The organism is Streptomyces sp. NPDC005775, from assembly GCF_042871565.1.
In the GTDB taxonomy this organism is placed as follows: Bacteria; Actinomycetota; Actinomycetes; order Streptomycetales; family Streptomycetaceae; genus Streptomyces.
The window spans coordinates 258,915-278,443 of record NZ_JBIAIU010000007.1 but is presented as its reverse complement, the minus strand read 5'-3'; the positions used below and the strand labels follow the sequence as shown (position 1 = coordinate 278,443).

Genomic DNA, 19,529 nt, shown 5'->3' with positions numbered 1-19,529 from the left:
CCGGCGGCGCACCCACCAGGACTTCCGCCCAAATGCTTGCATCTGCAAGCTTATTGACCCTAGAGTGCGGCATATGCAGTCCTACACCATCGGGCAGGCCGCCCGTCTGCTGGGCGTCAGCCCGGACACCGCGCGGCGCTGGGCGGATGCCGGCCGCGTCGCCACCCATCGCGAGGACGGCGGCCGCCGTCTCATCGACGGCCGCGACCTGGCCGCGTTCTCCGTCGAGGTCGCACAGAACGGTACCGGCGAGGAGGAGGTCTCCTACACCTCCGCGCGCAACGCCTTCCCGGGCATCGTCACCGCGGTCAAGCTCGGGGACGTGGCGGCGCAGGTGGAGATCCAGGCCGGTCCGCACCGGCTCGTATCGCTGCTCACCCGGGAGGCCGTCGAGGAACTCGGGCTGGAGGTCGGCATGACGGCGACCGCCCGTGTGAAGTCGACCAGCGTGCACATCGACCGCACCTGACCGCCGACCGCCCGCCCGGCCCGCTGCCGGCCGCCGTGCGCGCGCCATGGCGGCGGCCTGTCCGCCGAAGCCCCCGGGATCCCCGATGAAACGTCTCCGCGGCCGCCCAGCGGGCACCCGCACACCCATCGCCCTGGCGATCCCCGCGCTGCTCGCCATCGCGTTCCTGATGATGCCGCTGGCCGGGATCCTCGCCCGGACCTCCTGGGGCGATGTGGGGGCCCATCTCAGCAGCCCGGGCACGACCGAGGCACTGCGGCTCTCCCTCCTCGTCTCGTTCTGGTCGCTCGGCCTCGCCCTCGTCCTCGGGGTTCCCCTGGCCTGGCTGCTGGCCAGGACCGACTTCCCCGGCAAGGCCTTCGTCCGCTCACTCGTGCTCCTGCCGATGGTGCTGCCACCGACCGTGGGTGGTGTCGCCCTCCTGCTGGCCTTCGGCCGCCGCGGTCTGCTCGGTCCGTGGCTGGAGGACACGTTCGGCATCACCTTCCCTTTCCACACCTCCGGTACGGTCCTGGCGGCGACGTTCGTGGCGATGCCGTTCCTGATCATCAGCCTCGAAGGGGCACTCGGCGGGCTGCACTCACGGTACGAGGAGACGGCCGCCTCGCTCGGGGCCTCTCCGCTGCGGGTGTTCCTCACGGTCACCCTGCCCATGGTCGCGCCCGGGCTGGCCGCCGGAGCCGCGCTGACGTGGGCCCGGGCGCTCGGCGAATTCGGTGCGACCATCACCTTCGCGGGCAACCTGCCGGGGACCACCCAGACACTGCCGCTCCAGGTGTATCTGCTCCTGCAGGAGTCCCCCGAGGCCGCCACGTCCGTCTCGCTGCTGCTCCTGGCCATCGCCATGGTGGTGCTGATCGCCCTGCGCGGCCGCTGGACGGGGACACCGGCCCGCCGCACCCGCCCCGCCGGCCCGGTCGCCGAGGAACCGGCACCGGTCACCGTGGCGACGGTCCCCGACGGAGCAGCGGCAGGGCAGGAGTGGCCGCTGCACGCCGAAGTCACCGGGTTCAACGACCTGACGCTCAGCGCCGGCCCCGGCACCACCATCGCCGTCGTCGGGCCCAACGGCGCGGGCAAGACCACACTGCTGCGGGCGCTGCTCGGCCTCACTCCGCGCTCCCGCGCCCGGCTGCGGCTCGGGGACATCGACGTCAGCGAGCTCCCCCCGCACCGCCGCGGGGTGGCCTGGGTGCCGCAGGACGGGGCGCTCTTCCCGCACCTGACGGCCCTCGGCAACACGGCCTACGGGCTCCGCGCCCGCGGGGTGTCACGCCGCGAGGCCCGGAGCAGCGCCCAGCAGTGGCTCGACCGCCTGGGGGTCGGCCACCTCGCCGCCCGCCGCCCGTCCCAGATCTCCGGCGGACAGGCACAGCGGGTCGCCCTGGCCCGGGCCCTCGCCGCCCGCCCCCGCCTGCTGCTCCTGGACGAACCGCTCGCCGCACTCGACCAGACCACCCGGGCCCGGGTGCGGCACACCCTGCGCACCCACCTCGACGGGTTCGGCGGCGTCTGCCTGATCGTCACCCACGACCCCGTGGAGGCGGTCTCCCTCGCGGACCGCGTCCTCGTGCTCGACGACGGCCGCGCCCTGCAGGACGCTCCACCGGCCGAGGTGACCCGCCACCCCCGCTCCCCCTGGGTCGCCCGGATGCTGGGCCGCAACGCCTGGCCGGGCACGGCCACCGCGGACGGGCTCGACCTGGCGGGCGGCGGGCGCATCGTCGTGGCGGAGCCCCTGCCCCCCGGGACCCCGGCGCTCGTGGTGATCGCACCGGAAGCGGTCTCCGTCCACCGCGAGAAGCCCGGCGGCAGCCCCCGTAACGTCTGGCCCGGAACGGTCCGCGAGATCACGTCCAGCGGCAGCCGGCTGCGGGTCCTGGTCGCCTCGGACCAGGCCCCCGACCTCGTTGCCGAGATCACCCCCCAGGCAGCCGCCGAACTCGGGCTCGCCGACGGGGTGCCGGTGTGGACCGGCGTCAAGGCCACGGAGACGACCGTCGTCCCGATGTGAGACGCGGACGTGGCGCGGGGACGGACACCGCCGGCGGCTGATGGAGCCACGCGGAGGCCTGCCCCTGCCGCCGTTGATCCGTCAGGCGGCGCCCTTCTTGGCCGCGTCGAGGATCTTCACGACGGTGTGGAAGAAGCGCGTCGTCGCGTCGTGGCCCAGGACGCGCTCCTGGAAGCCCTTCGCGGCGGGCGCCCTGCCGTTGATGAGGTGCCAGACGACGAAGGCGTCGTGACCGGTGCTGCCGATGATCTCCATGTCCTTCTTCGGAGAGAGGACGGGCAGCTCGAGTTCCGGGTCGATCCGCTCGGTCGTGAACACCACGCAGCAGCGCAGGTCGTCGGTGACCGTGACGTCCTTGAACGGGTCGAGCGCGATCAGCGCCTCCAGTTCCGGCACCGTACGCAGACAGACCGCGACCTCGTAGCCGAGCGCCCCGGCAAGATGGTCGCCGATCCGGGCGCCGAGCACGGCCCGGTCCTTCTCGTCGGACTCGAAGAAGACGTTTCCGCTCTGGATGTAGCTGCGTACGGAGTCGAACCCCATGTCCGTGAACAGACTGCGCAGGTACTCCATCTTCACGGATCGGCCCGGCACGTTCATTCCGCGCAGGAACGCGATGTACAGCAAATCAGATCACCTGTCCGCATGAGGATCCGCAGGAGGAGGGGCGCCGCGGTCGGCGCCCGACAGCGTAGCCCGCGCGCCGGGCGCAGGGGGGCCGGCAGGTCCGCGCGTTCCGGCCGCTTCGCCGCCGGGTCACGCCGCGTCCCCCAACGGCCGCCGCCCTGGCGAGGACCCCGCGATGCCGGTCACCGTGCCCGTCAGCGCGATGCACAGCACGGCGACACCCACGACGACGAAGACGGGGGTGACTCCGAAACCGGCCGCGGCCGCGGTGGCGGCGGCCGCGCCCAACGGGCCGAGGGCCGAGTGGATGGTCCAGAACGTGGAGGTCACCCTCCCCAGCAGCCGGCTCGGCGTCACCTCCTGACGGAGCGACATGGACGAGATGCCCGCGACACCGGTGCACAGGACGTTGACCGTCATCAGTACGGCGATCACCGGCACGCTCCGCGACAGTCCCATGCAGGCGACGGCCACCCCGGCGAGCACGAAGGCCGCGATCCAGCTGGCCCCGAACCCCAGCCGGGCACGGACCCGGGCGACCACGGCGGAGGCGATGAACGTGCCGACCGTGCCGGCCGCCAGCACATAGCCGACCGTGCTGTCGCGGTGGCCGAGATCGTGCTTCAGCAGATAGATGACGAGATCCGTCATCCCGTACGTGAGGAAGGTCAGCAACGACAGCAGTACGGTCAGCGGGCGGAGGACCGGATGCTCCCACAGGAACCTCGCGCCCGCGAGGAACTCCCGCCGCACCGCGCCGCGTCCGGTCCTGTCCGCGTCGACGCGCGGAGTCGTACGGATCCTGACGAACAGCAGACCGACGGCGGAGACCGCGAAGGTCACGGAATCGATCCCGATGGCGGCGGCCGGACCGGCCGCCGCGGCCACGAAGCCCGCGAGGGCCGGGCCGGCGACTCCGGCCACGGCGAAGGTGGCGAAGAGATGCCCGTTGGCCCTCGCGATCTGGTCCGGCGCCACGATCGCCGGTACCACGGTCACATAGGTGACCTGGAAGAGCATGGAGAAGACGCCCACGACCGGCACGATGGTGTACACGAGCCAGATCGGCGTCGTGAACAGCCAGACCAACGGGACGATCGCGTAGAGCAGACAGCGCGCAGCGTCGCTGATCATCAACAGCCGCCTGCGGTCGAACCGGTCCGCGATCACACCGGCGAACACCCCCGTGACGATGGAGGCGACTCCCGTGAGGCCGGTGACGACCCCCATCTGGACCACCGACCCCGTGCTGTGCAACACGAGGAGCGGGATCGCCACGTACGAGAAGGAGTCCCCGAGGGCGGACAGGGCCTGGATCACCAGGAACACGCGGTATGCGGGGTTCCTCCGCAGGGAGGGGGAGGCAACCCCTCCCCCGGCCGTCGTCATGTCCTTCCCGGACGGTTCACCCGCACCCACCACATACCCTCCTCGATCCGGCCCGGCCCGGCCCCGACGGTATGCGTCAGGACGCCGGGAGTCCTGTCCTTTTCCGGCCGCACCCGGGGTGCGGCACACGAGAGAACACGTGCGGTTCTTCGCTCGGGGCCTCCGGCGTCCTACGGTGGTGGTCCACCGTCGACAGCCTTCCTGGGAGATTCCGTTGCGCATGCTCATCAACGTCCCCGAAACCGTGGTCGCCGACGGGCTGCGCGGTATGGCCGCGGCCCATCCCGAACTGACCGTGGACGTCGAGAACCGTGTCGTCGTACGACGCGACGCGCCCGTGGCCGGAAAGGTCGCCCTGGTCTCCGGCGGCGGCTCCGGACACGAACCGCTCCATGCCGGGTTCGTGGGCCCCGGCATGCTGTCGGCCGCGTGCCCCGGCGAGGTGTTCACCTCACCCGTACCGGATCAGATGGTGCGGGCGGCAGCGGCCGTCGACAGCGGTGCGGGCGTGCTGTTCATCGTCAAGAACTACACCGGTGACGTGCTCAACTTCGAGATGGCCGCCGAACTCGCCGACGAGGAGGGCGTGCAGGTCGCCCAAGTGCTCGTCAACGACGACGTGGCGGTGACCGACAGCCTCTACACGGCAGGGCGGCGGGGCACGGGGGCGACCCTGTTCGTCGAGAAGATCGCGGGGGCCGCGGCGGAGGAGGGCGCGCCGCTGGACCGGGTGGCGGCCCTCGCGCGGCAGGTCAACGAGGCGTCGCGGAGTTTCGGGGTGGCGCTGACATCGGTCACCACGCCCGCCAAGGGCTCCCCCACGTTCGATCTGCCCCCCGGCGAACTCGAACTCGGCGTGGGGATCCACGGCGAACCGGGACGGGAGCGGCGCCCGATGATGACCTCGCGGGAGATCGCGGACTTCACGGTGGCCGCGGTGCTGGAGGATCTTCGGCCGAAGGGGCCGGTCATCGCCCTCGTCAACGGGATGGGTGCGACACCCTTGCTGGAGCTGTACGGATTCAACGCCGAGGTGCAGCGGGCCCTCTCCGAGCGCGGCGTGGTGGTGGCCCGTACGCTCGTGGGGAACTATGTGACCTCGCTCGACATGGCGGGCTGCTCGCTGACGCTCTGCCAGGTGGACGAGGAGCTGGTACGGCTCTGGGACGCGCCGGTGCAGACACCCGCACTGCGCTGGGGCCGCTGACCCGTCCGGCCCCTCGCGGGGACGCAACCTTCATTCGACGCACCGAGGAGCGCATGTGCTCGACGCCGATTTCTTCCGCCGCTGGATGTCCACGACCACTGCCTCGGTCGACCGTGAAGCGGCCCATCTGACCGACCTCGACTCCGCGATCGGGGACGCCGACCACGGAAGCAATCTGCAGCGCGGGTTCGCCGCGGTCTCGGCCGCGCTGGAGAAGGAGCCGCCGCAGAGCCCGGGCGCCGTACTGATGCTGGCCGGGCGGCAGTTGATCTCGACCGTCGGCGGGGCGTCGGGGCCGCTGTACGGGACGCTGCTGCGCCGCACGGGCAAGGCGCTGGGTGACGCGCCCGCCGTCACCGACGAGCAGTTGGCGCAGGCTCTCGGTGAGGGGGTGGCGGCGGTCGCCCAGCTGGGCGGGGCACAGGCCGGAGACAAGACGATGCTCGATGCGCTGCTGCCGGCGGTCGAGGCACTCGGGACGTCGTTCGAGGCGGGAGCGGAAGCGGCCCGGGCGGGGGCGCTGGCGACCGTCCCCCTGCAGGCGCGCAAGGGCAGGGCGAGCTATCTGGGTGAGCGGAGTATCGGTCATCAGGATCCGGGTGCCACGTCGGCCGCGCTGCTGATCGCCGCGCTCGCGGAGACCGCCACCGCGTCGGGAGGCGGCGCGTGAGCGGGGACGGGCAGGTCGGGATCGTGCTGGTGTCGCACAGCGGTCCGGTGGCCGAGGCGGTCGCCGACCTGGCGCGGGGGCTCGCGGCCGGCGGTGCGACGGCTCCGGTGGCCGCGGCCGGCGGTACGCCGGCCGGCGGTCTCGGGACCAGTACGGAGCGCATCGCGGAGGCGGCCCGGTCCGTCGACGGGGGCGCGGGGGTCGCGGTCCTCGTCGACCTGGGCAGCGCCGTGCTGACGGTGAAGGCGATGCTGGCCGAGGGCGACGAGCTACCGGACGGGACACGCCTGGTGGACGCGCCCTTCGTGGAGGGCGCGGTGGCCGCGCTGGTCACGGCGTCGGCCGGCGGCGGCCTCGACGCGGTCGCGGCCGCCGCCTCGGAGGCGTACGACTACCGCAAGGGTTAGGCCGTATCCGGGACGGCCTGTCGTCCGGGCCTTTGGCGGGCGCGGCGCCCACACTTGACGCCATGGCACCCCACAGCGCAGGTCTTCTCCTGTTCCGCCGTCGCGGCGTCGGCTTCGAGGTGCTCCTCGGGCACATGGGCGGTCCGTTCTGGGCGCGCCGGGAGAGTGCGGCGTGGTCGGTGCCCAAGGGCGAGTACGGGCCGGGAGAGGAAGCGCAGGCGGCGGCCCGGCGGGAGTTCGAGGAGGAGTTCGGCCACCCGGTGCCGGACGGCGCGTGGGTGGCTCTGGGCGAGTCGCGACAGGCCGGCGGCAAGACCGTGACGGTGTGGGCCGTGGAGGCCGATCTCGATCCGGCGGCGGCGCAACCGGGGACGTTCACGATGGAGTGGCCCCGGGGGTCGGGGGCCCAGCGCGAGTTCCCGGAGGTCGACCGGTTCGCCTGGTGCGCGCCCGAGGTCGCGGCCGAGCGGCTCGTCAAGGGGCAGCGGGTCTTCGTGGACCGGCTGCGCGACCGTCTGACGGGCGGGCAGGACCCCGCCGCGCACGACGACGGGGCCTGATCCCGCGGCCCCTTCGCCGTGCGTCGCCGGTGGTCAGACGCGTGCGACGGGGCGGCCCGCGTGGAGCTCCAGCCGGTCGCCGGTGAAGCGGCGGCGGAAACTGCGGTCGTGCGAGACCACCACGACCGCTCCCTCGTACGCCGCCAGCGCCGCCTCCACTTCCTCCACCAGGGCCGGGGCGATGTGGTTGGTCGGCTCGTCCAGGATCAGCAGATCGGCGGGCCGGGTGACCAGCCGGGCGAGCGCGAGCCTGCGCTGCTGCCCGGCGGAGAGTGCGGCGACCGGGACGTACAGGTCGTCCGGGCGGAAGAGGCCGAGCGCGAGGAGCATGTCGGTGTACTCCTCCGCGTGACCGGGCCGTCCTGCGGCGAACGTCGCCAGCAGGGTGCGGCGGGTCGGCCGGGCCGGGAGCTCCTGCGGGAGGTAGCCGATCCGGGCCCGTCGGCGCACCATGCCCGTGTCGGGGGTGAGGTCGCCCGCCATGACCCTCAGGAGAGTCGACTTCCCTGCCCCGTTGGGGCCGCCGACCAGCAGGCGCTGCCCGCTGTCCACCCGGAGCGCCGGCATGTTCAGCCGGTCGCCCACCGCTACGGATGTGAGCTCCACCAGGGGCCCCGGCGGCCGGTCGCCCTCGGAGGCCAGGGCCAGTCCGGCGGCGAACCGCAGCGGCTCGGGCGGAGCCGGCACGGGCGCCCTGCGCAGCCCGTCCAGCCGCGTCCTGGCCGCTCCGACCTGACCGGACAGCTTCGCCTCGTGCGAGCGCCGATGCTTGCCCCAGCCCTCCCCGGGGTCCTTGCCGGTGGCGGCGAGCCGCTGCCCCGCTCCGTTCACGAGCTCTTCGGTACGGGCCAGCTCGTCCAGCCATTCCTGGTGGTCCTGCGCCCAGCGGCGGCGTGCCGCCGCCTTCGCCGTGCGGTAGCCGTCCCAGCCGTCCCCGTAGCGGACGACGCTGCGCAGGTCGCGGTCGACCTCGACGATGACGGTGGTGGTCCGCTCCAGGAACGCGCGGTCGTGGGTGATCACGACGAGGGTGCCCCGGTGGGCGCGCAGCTCGTCCTCCAGCCAGGTGACGGCCCGCAGGTCGAGGTGGTTGGTCGGCTCGTCGAGAAGCAGCAGTTCGGGGGCGGACGCCAGGACGCAGGCGAGCGCGAGCCTGGACTGTTCACCCCCGGAAAGGCTGCCGAGCGTGCGGTCCCGGGTGAGGTGGGCGAGTCCGAGGCCGTGCAGTGCGGCATCGGTCCGGGCATCGGCCCGGTAGCCGCCGCGTTCCTCGTACTCCGTCAGCAGCTCCCCGTATCGGGCCAGTTGTGCGTCGTCGGCGCCTCCGGGGGCGGCGAGTGCCGTCTCGGCGGCATGGATCCGCCGCTCCAGCGCGCGCAGTTCGGCGAGCGCGGCGTCGACGGCGTCCTGGACGGTGCCGCCGGGGTCGAGGGCCAGCATCTGGGAGAGGTAGCCGGTGCCGCCGTGGAAGCGGACGGTGATGTCGCCGCTGTCCGGCGTCTCGGCGCCGGCGATCAGGCGCAGGAGGGTGGATTTCCCTGATCCGTTCTCACCGATGACGCCGACGTGGTCACCGGGGCGGACGGTGAGCGACACCTGGTCGAGGACGGCCCGGTCTCCGTACGCCTTGGAGACGTCCTTCATGGTCAGTTGGGCGCGGTCGTGCGGGAGGGGCATGGTGGCGTTTCCCTGGGGATACGTGCCTCGGCGGCCCATGACGGGGCGCGGCGGGCGGGGCTTCCGGACGGTCCGAGGGGAGGGCACGCCGCGCTGCCTGAGCGTCGGTGGACGACGGCTCGGCGAGGGGCGGCGGTGTCCCTGCCCGGAGTCAGCGGAAGAAGTAGTACGCGTACGAACCCATGAGGCGAGTCTAGCGGGGGCGGCACGGAAGCTGCCGGGGTTTTCCCGGAGCCGGACCGGGTGCTACGGGTGCTCGCCCTGCGCGACCTCGATGCTGCTGTGCAGGTCGTACGTGGCGTCGAGAGCCGCGGCGCCGGACACGGCCAGGCAGGCCAGCAGGGTCGCGGCCGCGATCCTCCCGAGGCGCGGGCGGGCGGCGGCCGGGCCGAGCAGGGCGGCGACGCGGCGCGGGACGGGCCCCGCGGCTGCGGCGAGCGCCACGGCCGGCCGGGGCGCTCCCGGCTGCCCGGCGGTCCGGGCGGCAAGCGCGGCTCGCCCGATCGCACGGGCCGCGATCCGACGGTCCCCCACGGCGTGCGCGGCGGCCTCGTCGGCGCAGCGTTCCAGCGCGTATCCCATGGGGGCGCGCAGAGCGCGCAGGGCGGGGTGGCAGCGCGCGGACAGTTCTGCAGCGGCGAGGTAGAGGTGGTGGTGGCCGGTGAGGTGGGCGCGTTCGTGGGCGAGGAGGGCCTCCCGCTCGGCGGGTTCGAGGGCGTGCAGCATGCCGGTCGTGACGACGATCCGGCCGGGGCTGCCGGGTCTTCCGGGGAGCGCGTAGGCGTCCGGGCGGCTGTCGCGCAGGACCGCCAGCTCCTCCCCCTCGCTCCGGTCCGCGCGGGCCCGGTGGAGCTGGGCCCAGTGGCCGCGCACCGCGCGCGTCACCGCGGCGGCGCAGCCCGCGATCAGCGTCAGGGCGGCGACCGCGAGCGGGACGGCTGTGCCCGGCGCGGCGGCGGCGAGGGGATGGACGAACTCGCCTGCCGCGGCGACGACGGACAGCCGGCCGGCACCGGGTGCCACCAGCAGCGTGAGCGCGAGCACGGTGCACAGCGCGAGGCCCGCGCCGGTCGCGGCAAGGAGTCGCACGGCCCGTTCGGGGGCCAGGGCATCGGCCAGCCGGCGGGCGGCGGGAACGACGACGAAGGGCACCAGCAGCGGAATCCACACGGCGTAGATCACCGGGCGTCACCGTCCAGGAGATCGCGGAGCAGCCTCTCGTCCTCGTCCGTGAGCTGGGAGACGAACCGGGCCAGCACCGTGCTGCGGTCCTCTTCCTTGCGCAGTTCGCTGTGCATCCGGCGGGCGGTCAGTCCGGCCGCGTCCTCGGTGGGCGTGTAGGCGAAGCCGCGCCCCGCCCTGCTGCGGGTGACCGAGCCCTTCTCGTAGAGGCGCGACAGGATCGTGGTCACGGTGGTGCGGGCGAGTGCCGTCGCGATCGCGCTCTGCACCTGGCCGGGGGTGAGCGGCGTTCCGGCCGACCAGAGGGCCGCCAGGATCGTGGACTCCAGTTCGCCGGAGGGGCGCCGCTCGGCGGTCGCGCGGTCGGCCGGGCCTGATACGGATCCGGCCGTGGTGTCCGGGCCTGACGCGGATCGGGCCGTGGTGTCCGGGCCCGGCGCAGCCGACGGCGTGGGTGCGGGGGCGGGCTCGCCGGAGGGGCGGTGGGCCGGTTCTCCGCCCGATATCCCGTTCACCTGGGACATGGGAACTCTCCTCCCCGTCGGGACGTCTACAGTGATGTAGACCGTCTACATCACTGTAGTCAGTCGGGCGCTCCCGCGGGGCCGCCCGCTCACCATTATGGGAGACCCGCCACCGTGTCCGTACTTTCGTCGGCGCCGCTGCCACAGGCGGTGAACCTGCTGGACGCCGGTTCACTGCTCGGCACGTTCGGCGCGCTCGGCATCGCCGTCGTGCTCTTCGCCGAGACGGGGCTGCTCGTCGGCTTCTTCCTTCCCGGCGACTCCCTGCTGTTCACGGCCGGCGTCCTCTGCGTGCCCGGCGCGCACGGGCCGGTCGGACTGTCGTTGCCGCAGGTGCTGACGGCCGCGGTGGCCGGTGCGCTGCTCGGCGCACAGACGGGCTACTGGATCGGGCGGCGCGGCGGCCGGGCGCTGCTTGCCCGCAGCAGCGCCGAACGGCTCCATGAGGGCGCCGCGCGCGCCGAGGCGCTGCTGGGCAGATACGGCCATGGCCGCGCCATCGTGCTGGCCCGCTTCGTCCCTGTGGTGCGCACCGTGCTCAACCCACTGGCCGGGGCCCTCGGCGTCCCGGCGCGGTCGTTCACCGTGTGGCAGACCGTCGGCGGCGTGGTCTGGACGGCCGGACTGGTCCTCGCCGGATACGGCCTGGGGTCCTCGGTGCCCAACGTCGACCGGTACCTGCTGCCGATCGTCGCCGTGGTGGTGGCCGTCTCCCTCATTCCGCTCGCCGCCGAAGTGATCCGCTCCCGTTCCCGCGCCCGGCGCACCGCCGAAGGAGATACCCCTTGATGCCGCTCGCCTCCGCCGCCTCCTCGATCGACGGCGGTCTCTACACCTGGGTCACCGAGCTGGCCCATCGCTCCCCCGCCCCGCTGGACTCGGCCGTCCGCATCTGGTCGGACTACGGGCCGGCCCTGTTCGCCCTGCTGATGCTCGCGGCCTGGTGGCGCTCCCGCCCGGCGGATCCCGCGCGCACCGCCATGGCACTGTGCACCCCGCTCGTCGTGGTGGCCGCGTATCTCGTCAACGACCTGGTCAAGTCCGTCTTTCACGAACAGCGGCCCTGCCGGACGCTGCACGTCGTGACGGTGGAGGCGTGTCCGGCGCTCGGTGACTGGTCCTTCCCCAGCAACCACGCAGCCATCGCGGCGGCCGCGGCGACGGCGATCTGGCTGACCGACCGTCGGCTCGGGGCGGCGGCGCTCGCCGCCGCGCTGCTGATGGGCGCCTCCCGGGTCTGGGTCGGGGCGCACTACCCGCACGATGTGCTGATCGGGCTGCTGTCCGGCGCCCTGGTCGCCTGGCCGCTGACGGTGGCGGCGCGTCGCTGCGCGCCCGCGGTGGTGCGGTTGCGTGACAGCCGACTGCGCCCGCTGGTGGCGGCGGGATGAGGCGGGACCGGTCGCGCCCGCGGCCTCTCCCCCACCGAGCCGGGCCCGTGTATCACCGCTGCCGCAGGCGGATGACGGCATGGCCACCGTCGAGGTCGACGGTCGAGTGGTGCGGCGGGGCGCCGTCCTCCTCGTCGTCACGCAGCAACAGCGCGCTCTGACGCTCCTTGAGTTCGCTCTGCTTACCGGGTGAGAACGTCGCGTGCAGTTGCTCGAATCCGGTCGCGGAGACCTGGCCCTGCCGGGCGCTGTTCCGCCACGGCAGAAGGCCTGCCCGGCCCGCCCGGAGCAGCAGCTGGTCGAGGAAGGCGGCGACGGTCAGCCCGATCACCAGCGCGGGCAGCGTCATCAGGGCAGCGAATTCCATGCGGGCAGTATCCGTCCGGGGCGGCGTCGTGCGCATCGGCCGCTGGTACGACCCGGTGGTACGACGATGCGGGCCGACGCGTCGTGCGGCGGCCCGCATGGTCGTGCGGAGGGGGTCCGGGTGTCAGCCGTTGGGAAGGATGACCGCGCGGCCGTTGATCTTGCCGGCGTGCAGCCGTTCGTAGGCCAGCGGCGCCTCGTCCAGCGCGTACGTCTCGACGTGGACGTTCACCGCGCCCGAGTGGGCCAGGTCGAGCACCTCCGCCAGCTCGGAGCGGGATCCCCAGTAGGGGGCGCTCACCGTCGTGTTGAAGGGCAGGGAACCGAAGCCCACCGGCAGACTTCCGCCGCCGATGCCGACGATCGTGACGTCGGAGTCGATGGCGGCAGCCGCGCCGGCCGTCGCGACGGTCGCGGGGGCTCCGACGAAGTCGAGGACGACCTGGGCGCCGACGCCGCCGGTCAGCACGCGGATCCGCTCCGCCGCGTGCTGGTCGGACAGGACGGCCTCGTGCGCCCCGACCGTACGGGCCAGAGCCAGCTTGTCCTCCGTGACGTCGAGGGCGACCACCCGGACGGCCGTCATGGCGCGCAGCAGCTGGATGGCGACGTGCCCGAGACCGCCGGTGCCGATGACGACGGCGGTCGCGCCGGGCACCAGCTTCGGCAGGGAGCGCTTGATGGCGTGGTACGGCGTGAGGCCCGCGTCCGTCAGCGGCACGGCCTGCACCGGGTCGAGGCCACCGAGCGGGACCAGGTGGCGCGGGTCATCGACGATCATGTACTCGGCCATGGCGCCGGGCGAGCCCAGCCCGGGCGGGTTGATGCCGAGCTCGTTGGCGCGCAGGCAGTAGTTCTCCTTGCCCTCCGCGCACTTGACGCATGTCCCACAACCCCAGGGACCGTAGACCGCGACGGACTCACCGGTCGAGAGACCGCTGACGCCGTCGCCCAGCGCCGCGACGGTACCGACGCCTTCATGGCCGAGGGTGAGCGGCAGCGCGTAGGGGAACCGGTCCGCGGGCCAGCTCATCACCGCGATGTCGGAATGGCAGACGCCTGCGGCGGTGACCTTCAGCAGCACCTGCCCGGGGCCGGGTTCCGGATCGGGCACGGTGACGACCTCGGGTGCGGCGCCGACTTCCCGGTACTGAACGGCTTTCATGGGGTCCTCCTTGACCTCGTCCTGCTCTGTTGACCGCCCCCCTGCCCCCGTCCCCCTCTCCCCCGCTCAGGAGGCGGAGTAGCCACCGTCCACCAGGTGGTAGCTGCCGTGGATGAAGGACGCGCGGTCGGACAGCAGGAAGGCGGCGAGTTCGGCCACTTCCTCCGAAGTGCCGAGGCGTCCCGCCGGGTGCAGCGAGATCAGGTGGTCGCGGGCCGGACCCTCGGTGTTGCGCAGCAGCGGTGTGTCGATGAAGCCGGGGCCCACGGCGTTGACGCGGACGTTCTGCGCGGCGTATTCGAGGGCCGCCGTCTTGGTGAGGCCGACGACTCCGTGCTTGGCGGCGACGTACGCGGGCGAGCCGGCGAAGCCGTTGGTGCCGAGGATCGACGACATGTTGACGATGGCGCCGCCGCCCGCGGCGACGATGGCGGGGAGTTCGTAACGCATCGAGTAGAAGACGCCACTCAGGTTGGTGGCGACGACCCGGTTCCAGTCCTCGACGGCGTACTCCCCGGTCGGGCTGCTCGGCCCGCCGATGCCGGCGTTGTTCACGGCGAGGTGCAGGGCGCCGAAGGTCTCGACGGCGAACCGCACACCCGCTTCGACGGAGGCCGGGTCGGTGACGTCCATGGCCACGGCGGCTGCCTCGGCCCCGGCGCTTTCCAGTTCGGCGACCGCCTTGCGCGCGCTCTCCTCGTCGTAGTCGGCTACGACGACGGACGCGCCGGAGGCGGCGAGCCGGTGGGCCAGGGCCAGGCCTATACCGGAGGCGCCTCCCGTGACGAGGGCGGTGCGGCCCGCGAATTCCTGGTCGGCGGGGGTCTGCGTGGTGTTCATGATGTTCCGTTTCCTTCCGTGGTGCTGTGTGACGCCGGGCCGGCGGGCTCCTGGACGAGCTCTCCCGAAAGAGCGTCGAATGCCTGCTCGACGAGCCGGGGCAGTTCCTCCGGGCAGCCGCCGCGCACCCAGGCGACCTGGGCGGCGAGCAGGGCGCCGGCTCCGGCCGCGACCGTGACAGCGGGACGGATGTCCTGCCGGGGGTCGACTCCGAGCCGGTCGGCGACGATGAGGAGCGAGTCCTCCTGGGCGTCCACCCTGATGTGGTGGAACGCCGCGTAGAGGGTCGGCTCCCGCTCGGCGAGGACCAGCAGTTCGAAGATCCTGGGGCGGCGGTGCCACGCCCGGTCCGCAGGGTCGGCGAGCCAGTCGCGAACAGCCCGGCGGTAGGCGGTGAGCGGGGGCTCACCGGCGGGCCGGGCCCGCAGCGCGTCGTTGATCCGGTCACCGTCACCCCGGACCGAGTCCAGGACGGCGGCCTCCTTGCTCGTGAAGTACCGGCTGAAGGTGCGGCGGTCCACATCGGCCCGCTCCGCGATCTCCTCGACCGTGACGTCCCTCAGACCCCGCTCGAGTACGAGCTCGAACGCGGCCTGGGCCAATGTCTCCCGGGTCCGGCGTGCCTTGCGGCTCCGCCTCTCCGGGCTCTTCGTTTCCCGGTCCATACGTGCACCGTACACCCAAAAATGTCCCGGCGCGACAAACGTCTCACCGGGACATGTGATGTCCAGCGTGGGGTGGGCCGCTGCTAGCGCCCGCTGAACGCCTCCGCGGCCCGCCTCGCGCCGTGGCCCTCCTGTGCGGGCCGGCGGGAGGCGGTGGACGGTGTCCGTCGCACCGCGAGCACGGCTATGTCGTCACGCCGCACGCCACCCGAGAACTCGCTCAGATCGCTGTGGAGCGCGTCGAGCAGTTCCCGGGGGCCGAGGTCCGCCCAGCGGCCCAGCCGGGAGTCCAGCGGGTAGAAGGCTCCGGCGGTGTCACGGGCCTCGGTCACTCCGTCGGTGAACGTCAGCAGCGTCGCACCGGCCGGGAAGTCCAGCTCTTCGCCGGCCCGCGCCTCGCTGCTGAGCTCGGCCAGGCCCAGCGGCACCGATGTACGGCGCAGCGGGACGGGGCTGGCCACATGGTCGTGCAGCAGGCGAGGCGGCAGGTGCCCGCAGTTGACGGCTCGGACGCGCCCGTCGCCGGCGAAGTCGAGCACCAGCGCGGTGACAAAGCGTTCCGTCTCGCCGGTCTGGGCGGAGAAGGCGTTGTGCCGGGCGACCGCGTCCTCCAGTGCGTCGACGACCCCGGTCAGGGAGGGCTCGCGGATCGCCGCCTCACGGAACGCGCCGAGCACGGCGAAGCCCGCCCCGATCGCGGCGAGTCCCTTGCCCTGTACGTCTCCGATGATCACCCGGGTTCCGTAGGGCGATGACACGACCTCGTAGATGTCGCCGCCGACGAGGCGGTCCTCCTCGATCGGCGCATAGGTGCCGTGGGCGACGACCTGGTCGGTCACGATGGGCAGCGGGCGCAGGATCTGGCGCTGGAGGGCGACGGCGGCGGAGCGCAGCCTGGCTATCTCGGTGGCGTGGTGGATGCGCAGCGCGCAGGCGCCCACACCGAGGAAGGAGGCCAGCACCGTGAAGACGACGCTGCTGGTGATGTCCCAGAAGGTCCCACCGGTCACCAGACGCGAGGTGACGGCCACCACCATGATCCAGGAGGCCACGCCCACGGTCTGCCGGATCGTCCCGAACACGGAGACGAGGGCGGGGACGACGACCAGCAGCGGCACGATGCGCAGCTCGTCGCCGGACCACAGGTCGAGCAGGACGATCACGGCCGTCAGCAGCGCCAGGCCACCGAACAGCGCCGGGTTCCCTACCCTCGGCGCCCGTACGGCCGCCTCGCCCGCCTCCGTACCCGTGAGCGCTGCTTCACGCGTCGTCGACAGGTGCTGGAGCCCGATCGTCACGGCCTTCCTCCCGGGGGTGCTGCCGGCCCGGCGCCGGCGTTCCGTACCAGTGCACCCGAGTCGCGACGGACAGCACACGAGGCTTACGGCCTCACCCGCCGCGCCGAAGGTCCCGGAAACAGTGCCGGGGGCCTTCGGCCCGCACGCCGTGGGCCGAAGGCCCGAGGGCCTGCCACGCCCTGCCGCGTCCGGGTCCGAAGGGCACGGGCCCCGAGGTCAGTGGGTGGCCGCCTCACGGACATCGCCCCGGCCCGTGCCGGGCACACGGGCCGGAGGGTGTCCGGGGGCGAGTGCCGCGAGGAACGGCGTACGGCGGCGGAGTGCGAAGCCCAGTGACTCATAGAGCCGGACGGCGCCGGTGTTGGATGCGGCGGCATGCAGGAAGGGTGTTTCGCCGCGCTCCCTGATCTCGTGGGCGACGGCCCGCACGAGTCCGCCGGCGAGCCCCTGCCCGCGTACCGACTCATCCGTGCAGACGCCGCTGATCTCGCTCCAGCCGGGCGGACGCAGGCGTTCCCCCGCCATGGCGACGAGCACCCCGTCACGCCGGACACCCAGGTAAGTGCCGAGTTCGACCGTGCGGGGCGCGAACGGGCCCGGCCGGGTGCGGGCGACCAGGTCCAGCATCTCCGGCACATCGGCGGGACCGAGCCGGACGGCCTCCGGGTACGGCGCCGCCTCGACTCCCGCGTCGACGAGCTGAACGCCCTCGGCGTGGAAAACGACCTCCCAGTCGTCCGGCGGCGGCTCACGGAAGGCGGTGACGGTGATGATGCCGCCGGGTCCGGCGAGCGCGGCGGCATCGGCCCAGTCGCCGGTCTCCGGCCTGTCCGGAAGGGCGACCCAGGGGGTGACGTCCGGCGGATAGCGCAGGATGCGGCCACGCCGCTCGGCGAAGTGTGCGTGGGGCCCCGTCAGCGAGGCTGTCACCGGGTCGTCGAGGGGGTGGTCATCGCCGAGGGCGGTCCGGGGCTCGTTCATGCCGTCACCTCGATCACGGTCTTCCCGAGGGCATGGCCCTCCTCCACCGCACGCAGCGCCTCGCCCGCCGCCGCGAGCGGGTACGTCCCGGTGATGTGTGTGCGCAGGGCACCGGAGACCGCGAGCGCCGCCACCGCGTCGAGTACCGCGGCGGTGCGGGCCCGTGCCACGGGCGCCCCGCCGAGCTCGGCCACGAGCGGCTTGTCACCGGCGCTGATCAGCGCGGCGGGGTCCGCGAGCAGCGTGGCCGCTTCGCGCAGCGTGTCGCCACCGGCCAGGTCGAAGACCGCGTCGATGCCGCCGGGCGCCGCTCCCCGTACCCGGTCGGCGAGAGCCGCGCCGGATTCCACGTGCACCGCGCCGAGCGACTCGACGAACTCCTTCTTGGCCGCGCCCGCGACGCCGATGACATGGACGCCCGCGTGGCGCGCGAGCTGCACCGCGGCGCTCCCCACCCCGCCGCCGGCCCCCGTGACCAGGAGCGTGGACCCCGGGGCGAGGCCCAGCTGCTGTACTCCGTCGTAGGCGGTGGCCGCCGCGACCGGCAGCACCGCCGCGTCGGCGAAGGGGAGCCGGGCCGGCTTGTGGGCGGTCACGGCCACGGGCAGCAGCGCGTGCTCGGCGTAGCCGCCGGTCACCGGATTGCCGAAGACCTCGTCCCCGACCGCGAATCCCTCGACGCCGGGACCGATCGCCTCGACGACCCCGGCGGCCTCGCTGCCGAGGACCGCGGGAAACGGCTGCGGCGCGCTGCCGGGCCGGGTGTATCCCGTGCGCAGCTTCCAGTCCACCGGGTTGACCCCGGCCGCCCGTACGGCGACGAGCAGTTCCCCGGGACCGGGCGACGGCGTGTCCCGGTCGACGAGGGCCTCCACCTCCGGCCCGCCGTTGCGGGTGAACACGTACGCCTTGGACATGGGCTCCCTCTCCGTTCGTGGCACGGGCACCCGGGCCGGACGCCGGTTGCCCCAGCAGCAGGAAGTCCGTTCGCCACGCACGTATTCCCCGGAACGGGCTCGTTCACGGGACCGAAGTGAATCAGCGGGAGGCGATGGGGCCCCCGGGGTGAGGTCAGCCGGACGTGGGGCGCAGGACCAGCGTCACGAAGCCCCATGTCTCCCGGTAGACCCGCAGCCATTCGGTACGGCGGACCGCCGCGGTCTCCAGCGCCTCGGCGCTCCCGGGGTCGGCCGGGTTGTCCAGGGCCCAGGAGGCCAGCGACCCCCAGCAGGACCACTCGTAGGCGTCGAGTTCGGCGCGCGAGCTGACGTGTCCGTGCACGGGTGTCCAGCCGTCGGCGGTGACCCGGTCCAGGGTGGTGGCCAGGTCGGCGAAGTCGCCGAGCATCTCGACGGCTTCCGGCGACGGCTCGCGCTCCCAGAAGCCGTCCCCGATCAGGACTCGGCCACCGGGAGCGAGGTGCTTCCGCGCGGCCGCGAGGGTGGGCAGCAGGCCGCCGAACACATGCGCGGCACCGACGCTGAGGACGAGATCGAACCGCTCCGGGGAGACGAAGGCGGTGCCGTCCCGTTGGTGCAGGACGAGCCGCTCGCGCACGCCGATGCGGTCCGCCGCCTCACCCGCCTGCCGGAGGGAGCCCTCGGAGATGTCGACGCCGTCGGCCCGCAGACCCGGATGGGCGCTGAGGGCGCGCAGCAGCCACTCCCCTCCCCCGCACCCCAGGTCGAGCGCTCGCGCGTCACCGGGTGGGACGGCACGGTCCAAGAGCCTGCTCACCGATGCGTCGTCGAGCGGCGCCTTGATCGGGTGGTCGGCATGGGCGAGGGCGGAGATCTGGTCACGGTTCACCGGCGCAGCCTGACAGCCGCACCGCGTGCGCGCACGCCGTTTTCGCTGCCCTGCGGACCGCGTGCGCCGGGCCCCGGCGCCCACCGCCGACGGCCCGCCCACGAGCAGTGCCGGTCAGTGTCGCGAACCGGCCGCGCCCCCGTCGAGCTGTATGTGGAAGGCGGACGAGGAGCACGAGTTCACCGGCAGCGGCGTCGAACAGGTCGTCGGCTGTCCGCGCCACCGAGTGTGCGCCGTCGGCCCGGCACCGTCGATTTTGACTCAACTACCGCCGGATATACGTGGGCG

The 19,529-nt window shown here is 73.3% G+C and carries 21 protein-coding genes; 8 read left to right on the top strand and 13 right to left on the bottom strand.

All coding sequences use genetic code 11. The annotated features are described in order from the left end of the window. Positions 1 to 73: 73 nt before the first annotated feature. Together ACFYPA_RS18890 and ACFYPA_RS18885 are read left to right on the top strand one after the other, a co-directional pair. Entirely contained in the window at positions 74 to 469 is a 396-nt protein-coding gene (locus ACFYPA_RS18890; protein WP_359352754.1) for a helix-turn-helix transcriptional regulator, read from the top strand. An 85-nt stretch (positions 470 to 554) separates the two neighbouring features. Next, on the top strand, positions 555 to 2,483 hold the full coding sequence (locus tag ACFYPA_RS18885) for an ABC transporter permease (RefSeq protein WP_389132968.1): 1,929 nt from the start codon (positions 555 to 557) through the stop codon (positions 2,481 to 2,483). An 81-nt stretch (positions 2,484 to 2,564) separates the two neighbouring features. Here the strand turns inward: ACFYPA_RS18885 and ACFYPA_RS18880 are convergent, their stop codons facing one another. After that, positions 2,565 to 3,110, bottom strand: coding sequence for a DUF1697 domain-containing protein (locus tag ACFYPA_RS18880; protein ID WP_359079398.1), 546 nt, complete (start codon positions 3,108 to 3,110; stop codon positions 2,565 to 2,567). A gap of 129 nt (positions 3,111 to 3,239) precedes the next feature. Beyond that, the gene (locus ACFYPA_RS18875; protein ID WP_359079831.1) at positions 3,240 to 4,499 is read right to left on the bottom strand and encodes an MFS transporter; all 1,260 of its coding nucleotides are present in this window, start codon (positions 4,497 to 4,499) and stop codon (positions 3,240 to 3,242) included. Between the two features lie 214 nt (positions 4,500 to 4,713). On the opposite strand from ACFYPA_RS18875, the gene dhaK reads away from it, so the two are divergent. From dhaK to ACFYPA_RS18855, 4 genes are all read left to right on the top strand, one after another. After that, the gene (gene dhaK / locus ACFYPA_RS18870; RefSeq protein WP_359079396.1) at positions 4,714 to 5,706 is read left to right on the top strand and encodes a dihydroxyacetone kinase subunit DhaK; all 993 of its coding nucleotides are present in this window, start codon (positions 4,714 to 4,716) and stop codon (positions 5,704 to 5,706) included. Between the two features lie 55 nt (positions 5,707 to 5,761). Continuing rightward, positions 5,762 to 6,376: a dihydroxyacetone kinase subunit DhaL gene (dhaL, locus tag ACFYPA_RS18865; protein ID WP_359352758.1), complete on the top strand. Its 615-nt coding sequence runs from the start codon at positions 5,762 to 5,764 to the stop codon at positions 6,374 to 6,376. Continuing rightward, positions 6,373 to 6,783, top strand: a complete 411-nt coding sequence (locus tag ACFYPA_RS18860; protein ID WP_389132964.1) for a PTS-dependent dihydroxyacetone kinase phosphotransferase subunit DhaM — start codon at positions 6,373 to 6,375, stop codon at positions 6,781 to 6,783. Before dhaL ends, ACFYPA_RS18860 begins: the two co-directional genes overlap by 4 nt. Before the next feature lie 62 nt (positions 6,784 to 6,845). Then, positions 6,846 to 7,343 carry an NUDIX domain-containing protein gene (locus ACFYPA_RS18855; protein WP_359079391.1) on the top strand — a complete coding sequence of 166 codons (498 nt, stop codon included), beginning with the start codon at positions 6,846 to 6,848 and terminating at the stop codon, positions 7,341 to 7,343. Between the two features lie 33 nt (positions 7,344 to 7,376). Here ACFYPA_RS18855 and abc-f read toward each other — a convergent pair whose 3' ends face one another. The 3 genes from abc-f to ACFYPA_RS18840 form a co-directional block, all read right to left on the bottom strand. Beyond that, a complete protein-coding gene (gene abc-f, locus ACFYPA_RS18850; RefSeq protein ID WP_389132961.1) occupies positions 7,377 to 9,020 on the bottom strand; it encodes a ribosomal protection-like ABC-F family protein in 1,644 nt (547 codons plus the stop codon). A 246-nt stretch (positions 9,021 to 9,266) separates the two neighbouring features. After that, positions 9,267 to 10,202, bottom strand: coding sequence for a M48 family metalloprotease (locus ACFYPA_RS18845; RefSeq protein ID WP_389132958.1), 936 nt, complete (start codon positions 10,200 to 10,202; stop codon positions 9,267 to 9,269). Next, complete coding sequence (locus ACFYPA_RS18840) at positions 10,199 to 10,531, bottom strand: BlaI/MecI/CopY family transcriptional regulator (protein WP_359079829.1); 333 nt, start codon at positions 10,529 to 10,531, stop codon at positions 10,199 to 10,201. Before ACFYPA_RS18840 ends, ACFYPA_RS18845 begins: the two co-directional genes overlap by 4 nt. Positions 10,532 to 10,840: 309 nt before the next feature. Here ACFYPA_RS18840 and ACFYPA_RS18835 point away from each other — a divergent pair, with 309 nt between their 5' ends. Together ACFYPA_RS18835 and ACFYPA_RS18830 are read left to right on the top strand one after the other, a co-directional pair. Then, positions 10,841 to 11,515, top strand: a complete 675-nt coding sequence (locus ACFYPA_RS18835; RefSeq protein WP_389132955.1) for a DedA family protein — start codon at positions 10,841 to 10,843, stop codon at positions 11,513 to 11,515. Next, a complete protein-coding gene (locus ACFYPA_RS18830) occupies positions 11,515 to 12,117 on the top strand; it encodes a phosphatase PAP2 family protein (RefSeq protein ID WP_359352769.1) in 603 nt (200 codons plus the stop codon). Before ACFYPA_RS18835 ends, ACFYPA_RS18830 begins: the two co-directional genes overlap by 1 nt. A 52-nt stretch (positions 12,118 to 12,169) precedes the next feature. On the opposite strand, the gene ACFYPA_RS18825 is transcribed toward ACFYPA_RS18830, so the two are convergent. From ACFYPA_RS18825 to ACFYPA_RS18790, 8 genes are all read right to left on the bottom strand, one after another. Further along, positions 12,170 to 12,484, bottom strand: coding sequence for a DUF6191 domain-containing protein (locus tag ACFYPA_RS18825; protein WP_359079381.1), 315 nt, complete (start codon positions 12,482 to 12,484; stop codon positions 12,170 to 12,172). A 123-nt stretch (positions 12,485 to 12,607) separates the two neighbouring features. Beyond that, positions 12,608 to 13,648: an NAD(P)-dependent alcohol dehydrogenase gene (locus tag ACFYPA_RS18820; RefSeq protein ID WP_389132950.1), complete on the bottom strand. Its 1,041-nt coding sequence runs from the start codon at positions 13,646 to 13,648 to the stop codon at positions 12,608 to 12,610. 66 nt (positions 13,649 to 13,714) lie between these two features. Continuing rightward, the gene (locus tag ACFYPA_RS18815) at positions 13,715 to 14,488 is read right to left on the bottom strand and encodes an SDR family NAD(P)-dependent oxidoreductase (protein WP_359079377.1); all 774 of its coding nucleotides are present in this window, start codon (positions 14,486 to 14,488) and stop codon (positions 13,715 to 13,717) included. Beyond that, a complete protein-coding gene (locus ACFYPA_RS18810) occupies positions 14,485 to 15,153 on the bottom strand; it encodes a TetR family transcriptional regulator (protein ID WP_389132947.1) in 669 nt (222 codons plus the stop codon). The genes ACFYPA_RS18815 and ACFYPA_RS18810 overlap by 4 nt, the downstream gene beginning before the upstream one ends. An 83-nt stretch (positions 15,154 to 15,236) precedes the next feature. Next, entirely contained in the window at positions 15,237 to 16,451 is a 1,215-nt protein-coding gene (locus tag ACFYPA_RS18805) for a PP2C family protein-serine/threonine phosphatase (RefSeq protein ID WP_389132944.1), read from the bottom strand. Positions 16,452 to 16,667: 216 nt separating this feature from the next. After that, the gene (locus ACFYPA_RS18800; protein ID WP_359079371.1) at positions 16,668 to 17,432 is read right to left on the bottom strand and encodes a GNAT family N-acetyltransferase; all 765 of its coding nucleotides are present in this window, start codon (positions 17,430 to 17,432) and stop codon (positions 16,668 to 16,670) included. Further along, on the bottom strand, positions 17,429 to 18,349 hold the full coding sequence (locus ACFYPA_RS18795) for an NADP-dependent oxidoreductase (RefSeq protein WP_359316756.1): 921 nt from the start codon (positions 18,347 to 18,349) through the stop codon (positions 17,429 to 17,431). The genes ACFYPA_RS18800 and ACFYPA_RS18795 overlap by 4 nt, the downstream gene beginning before the upstream one ends. 154 nt (positions 18,350 to 18,503) lie before the next feature. Continuing rightward, entirely contained in the window at positions 18,504 to 19,241 is a 738-nt protein-coding gene (locus tag ACFYPA_RS18790) for an SAM-dependent methyltransferase (RefSeq protein ID WP_389132941.1), read from the bottom strand. Between the last annotated feature and the right edge of the window lie 288 nt (positions 19,242 to 19,529).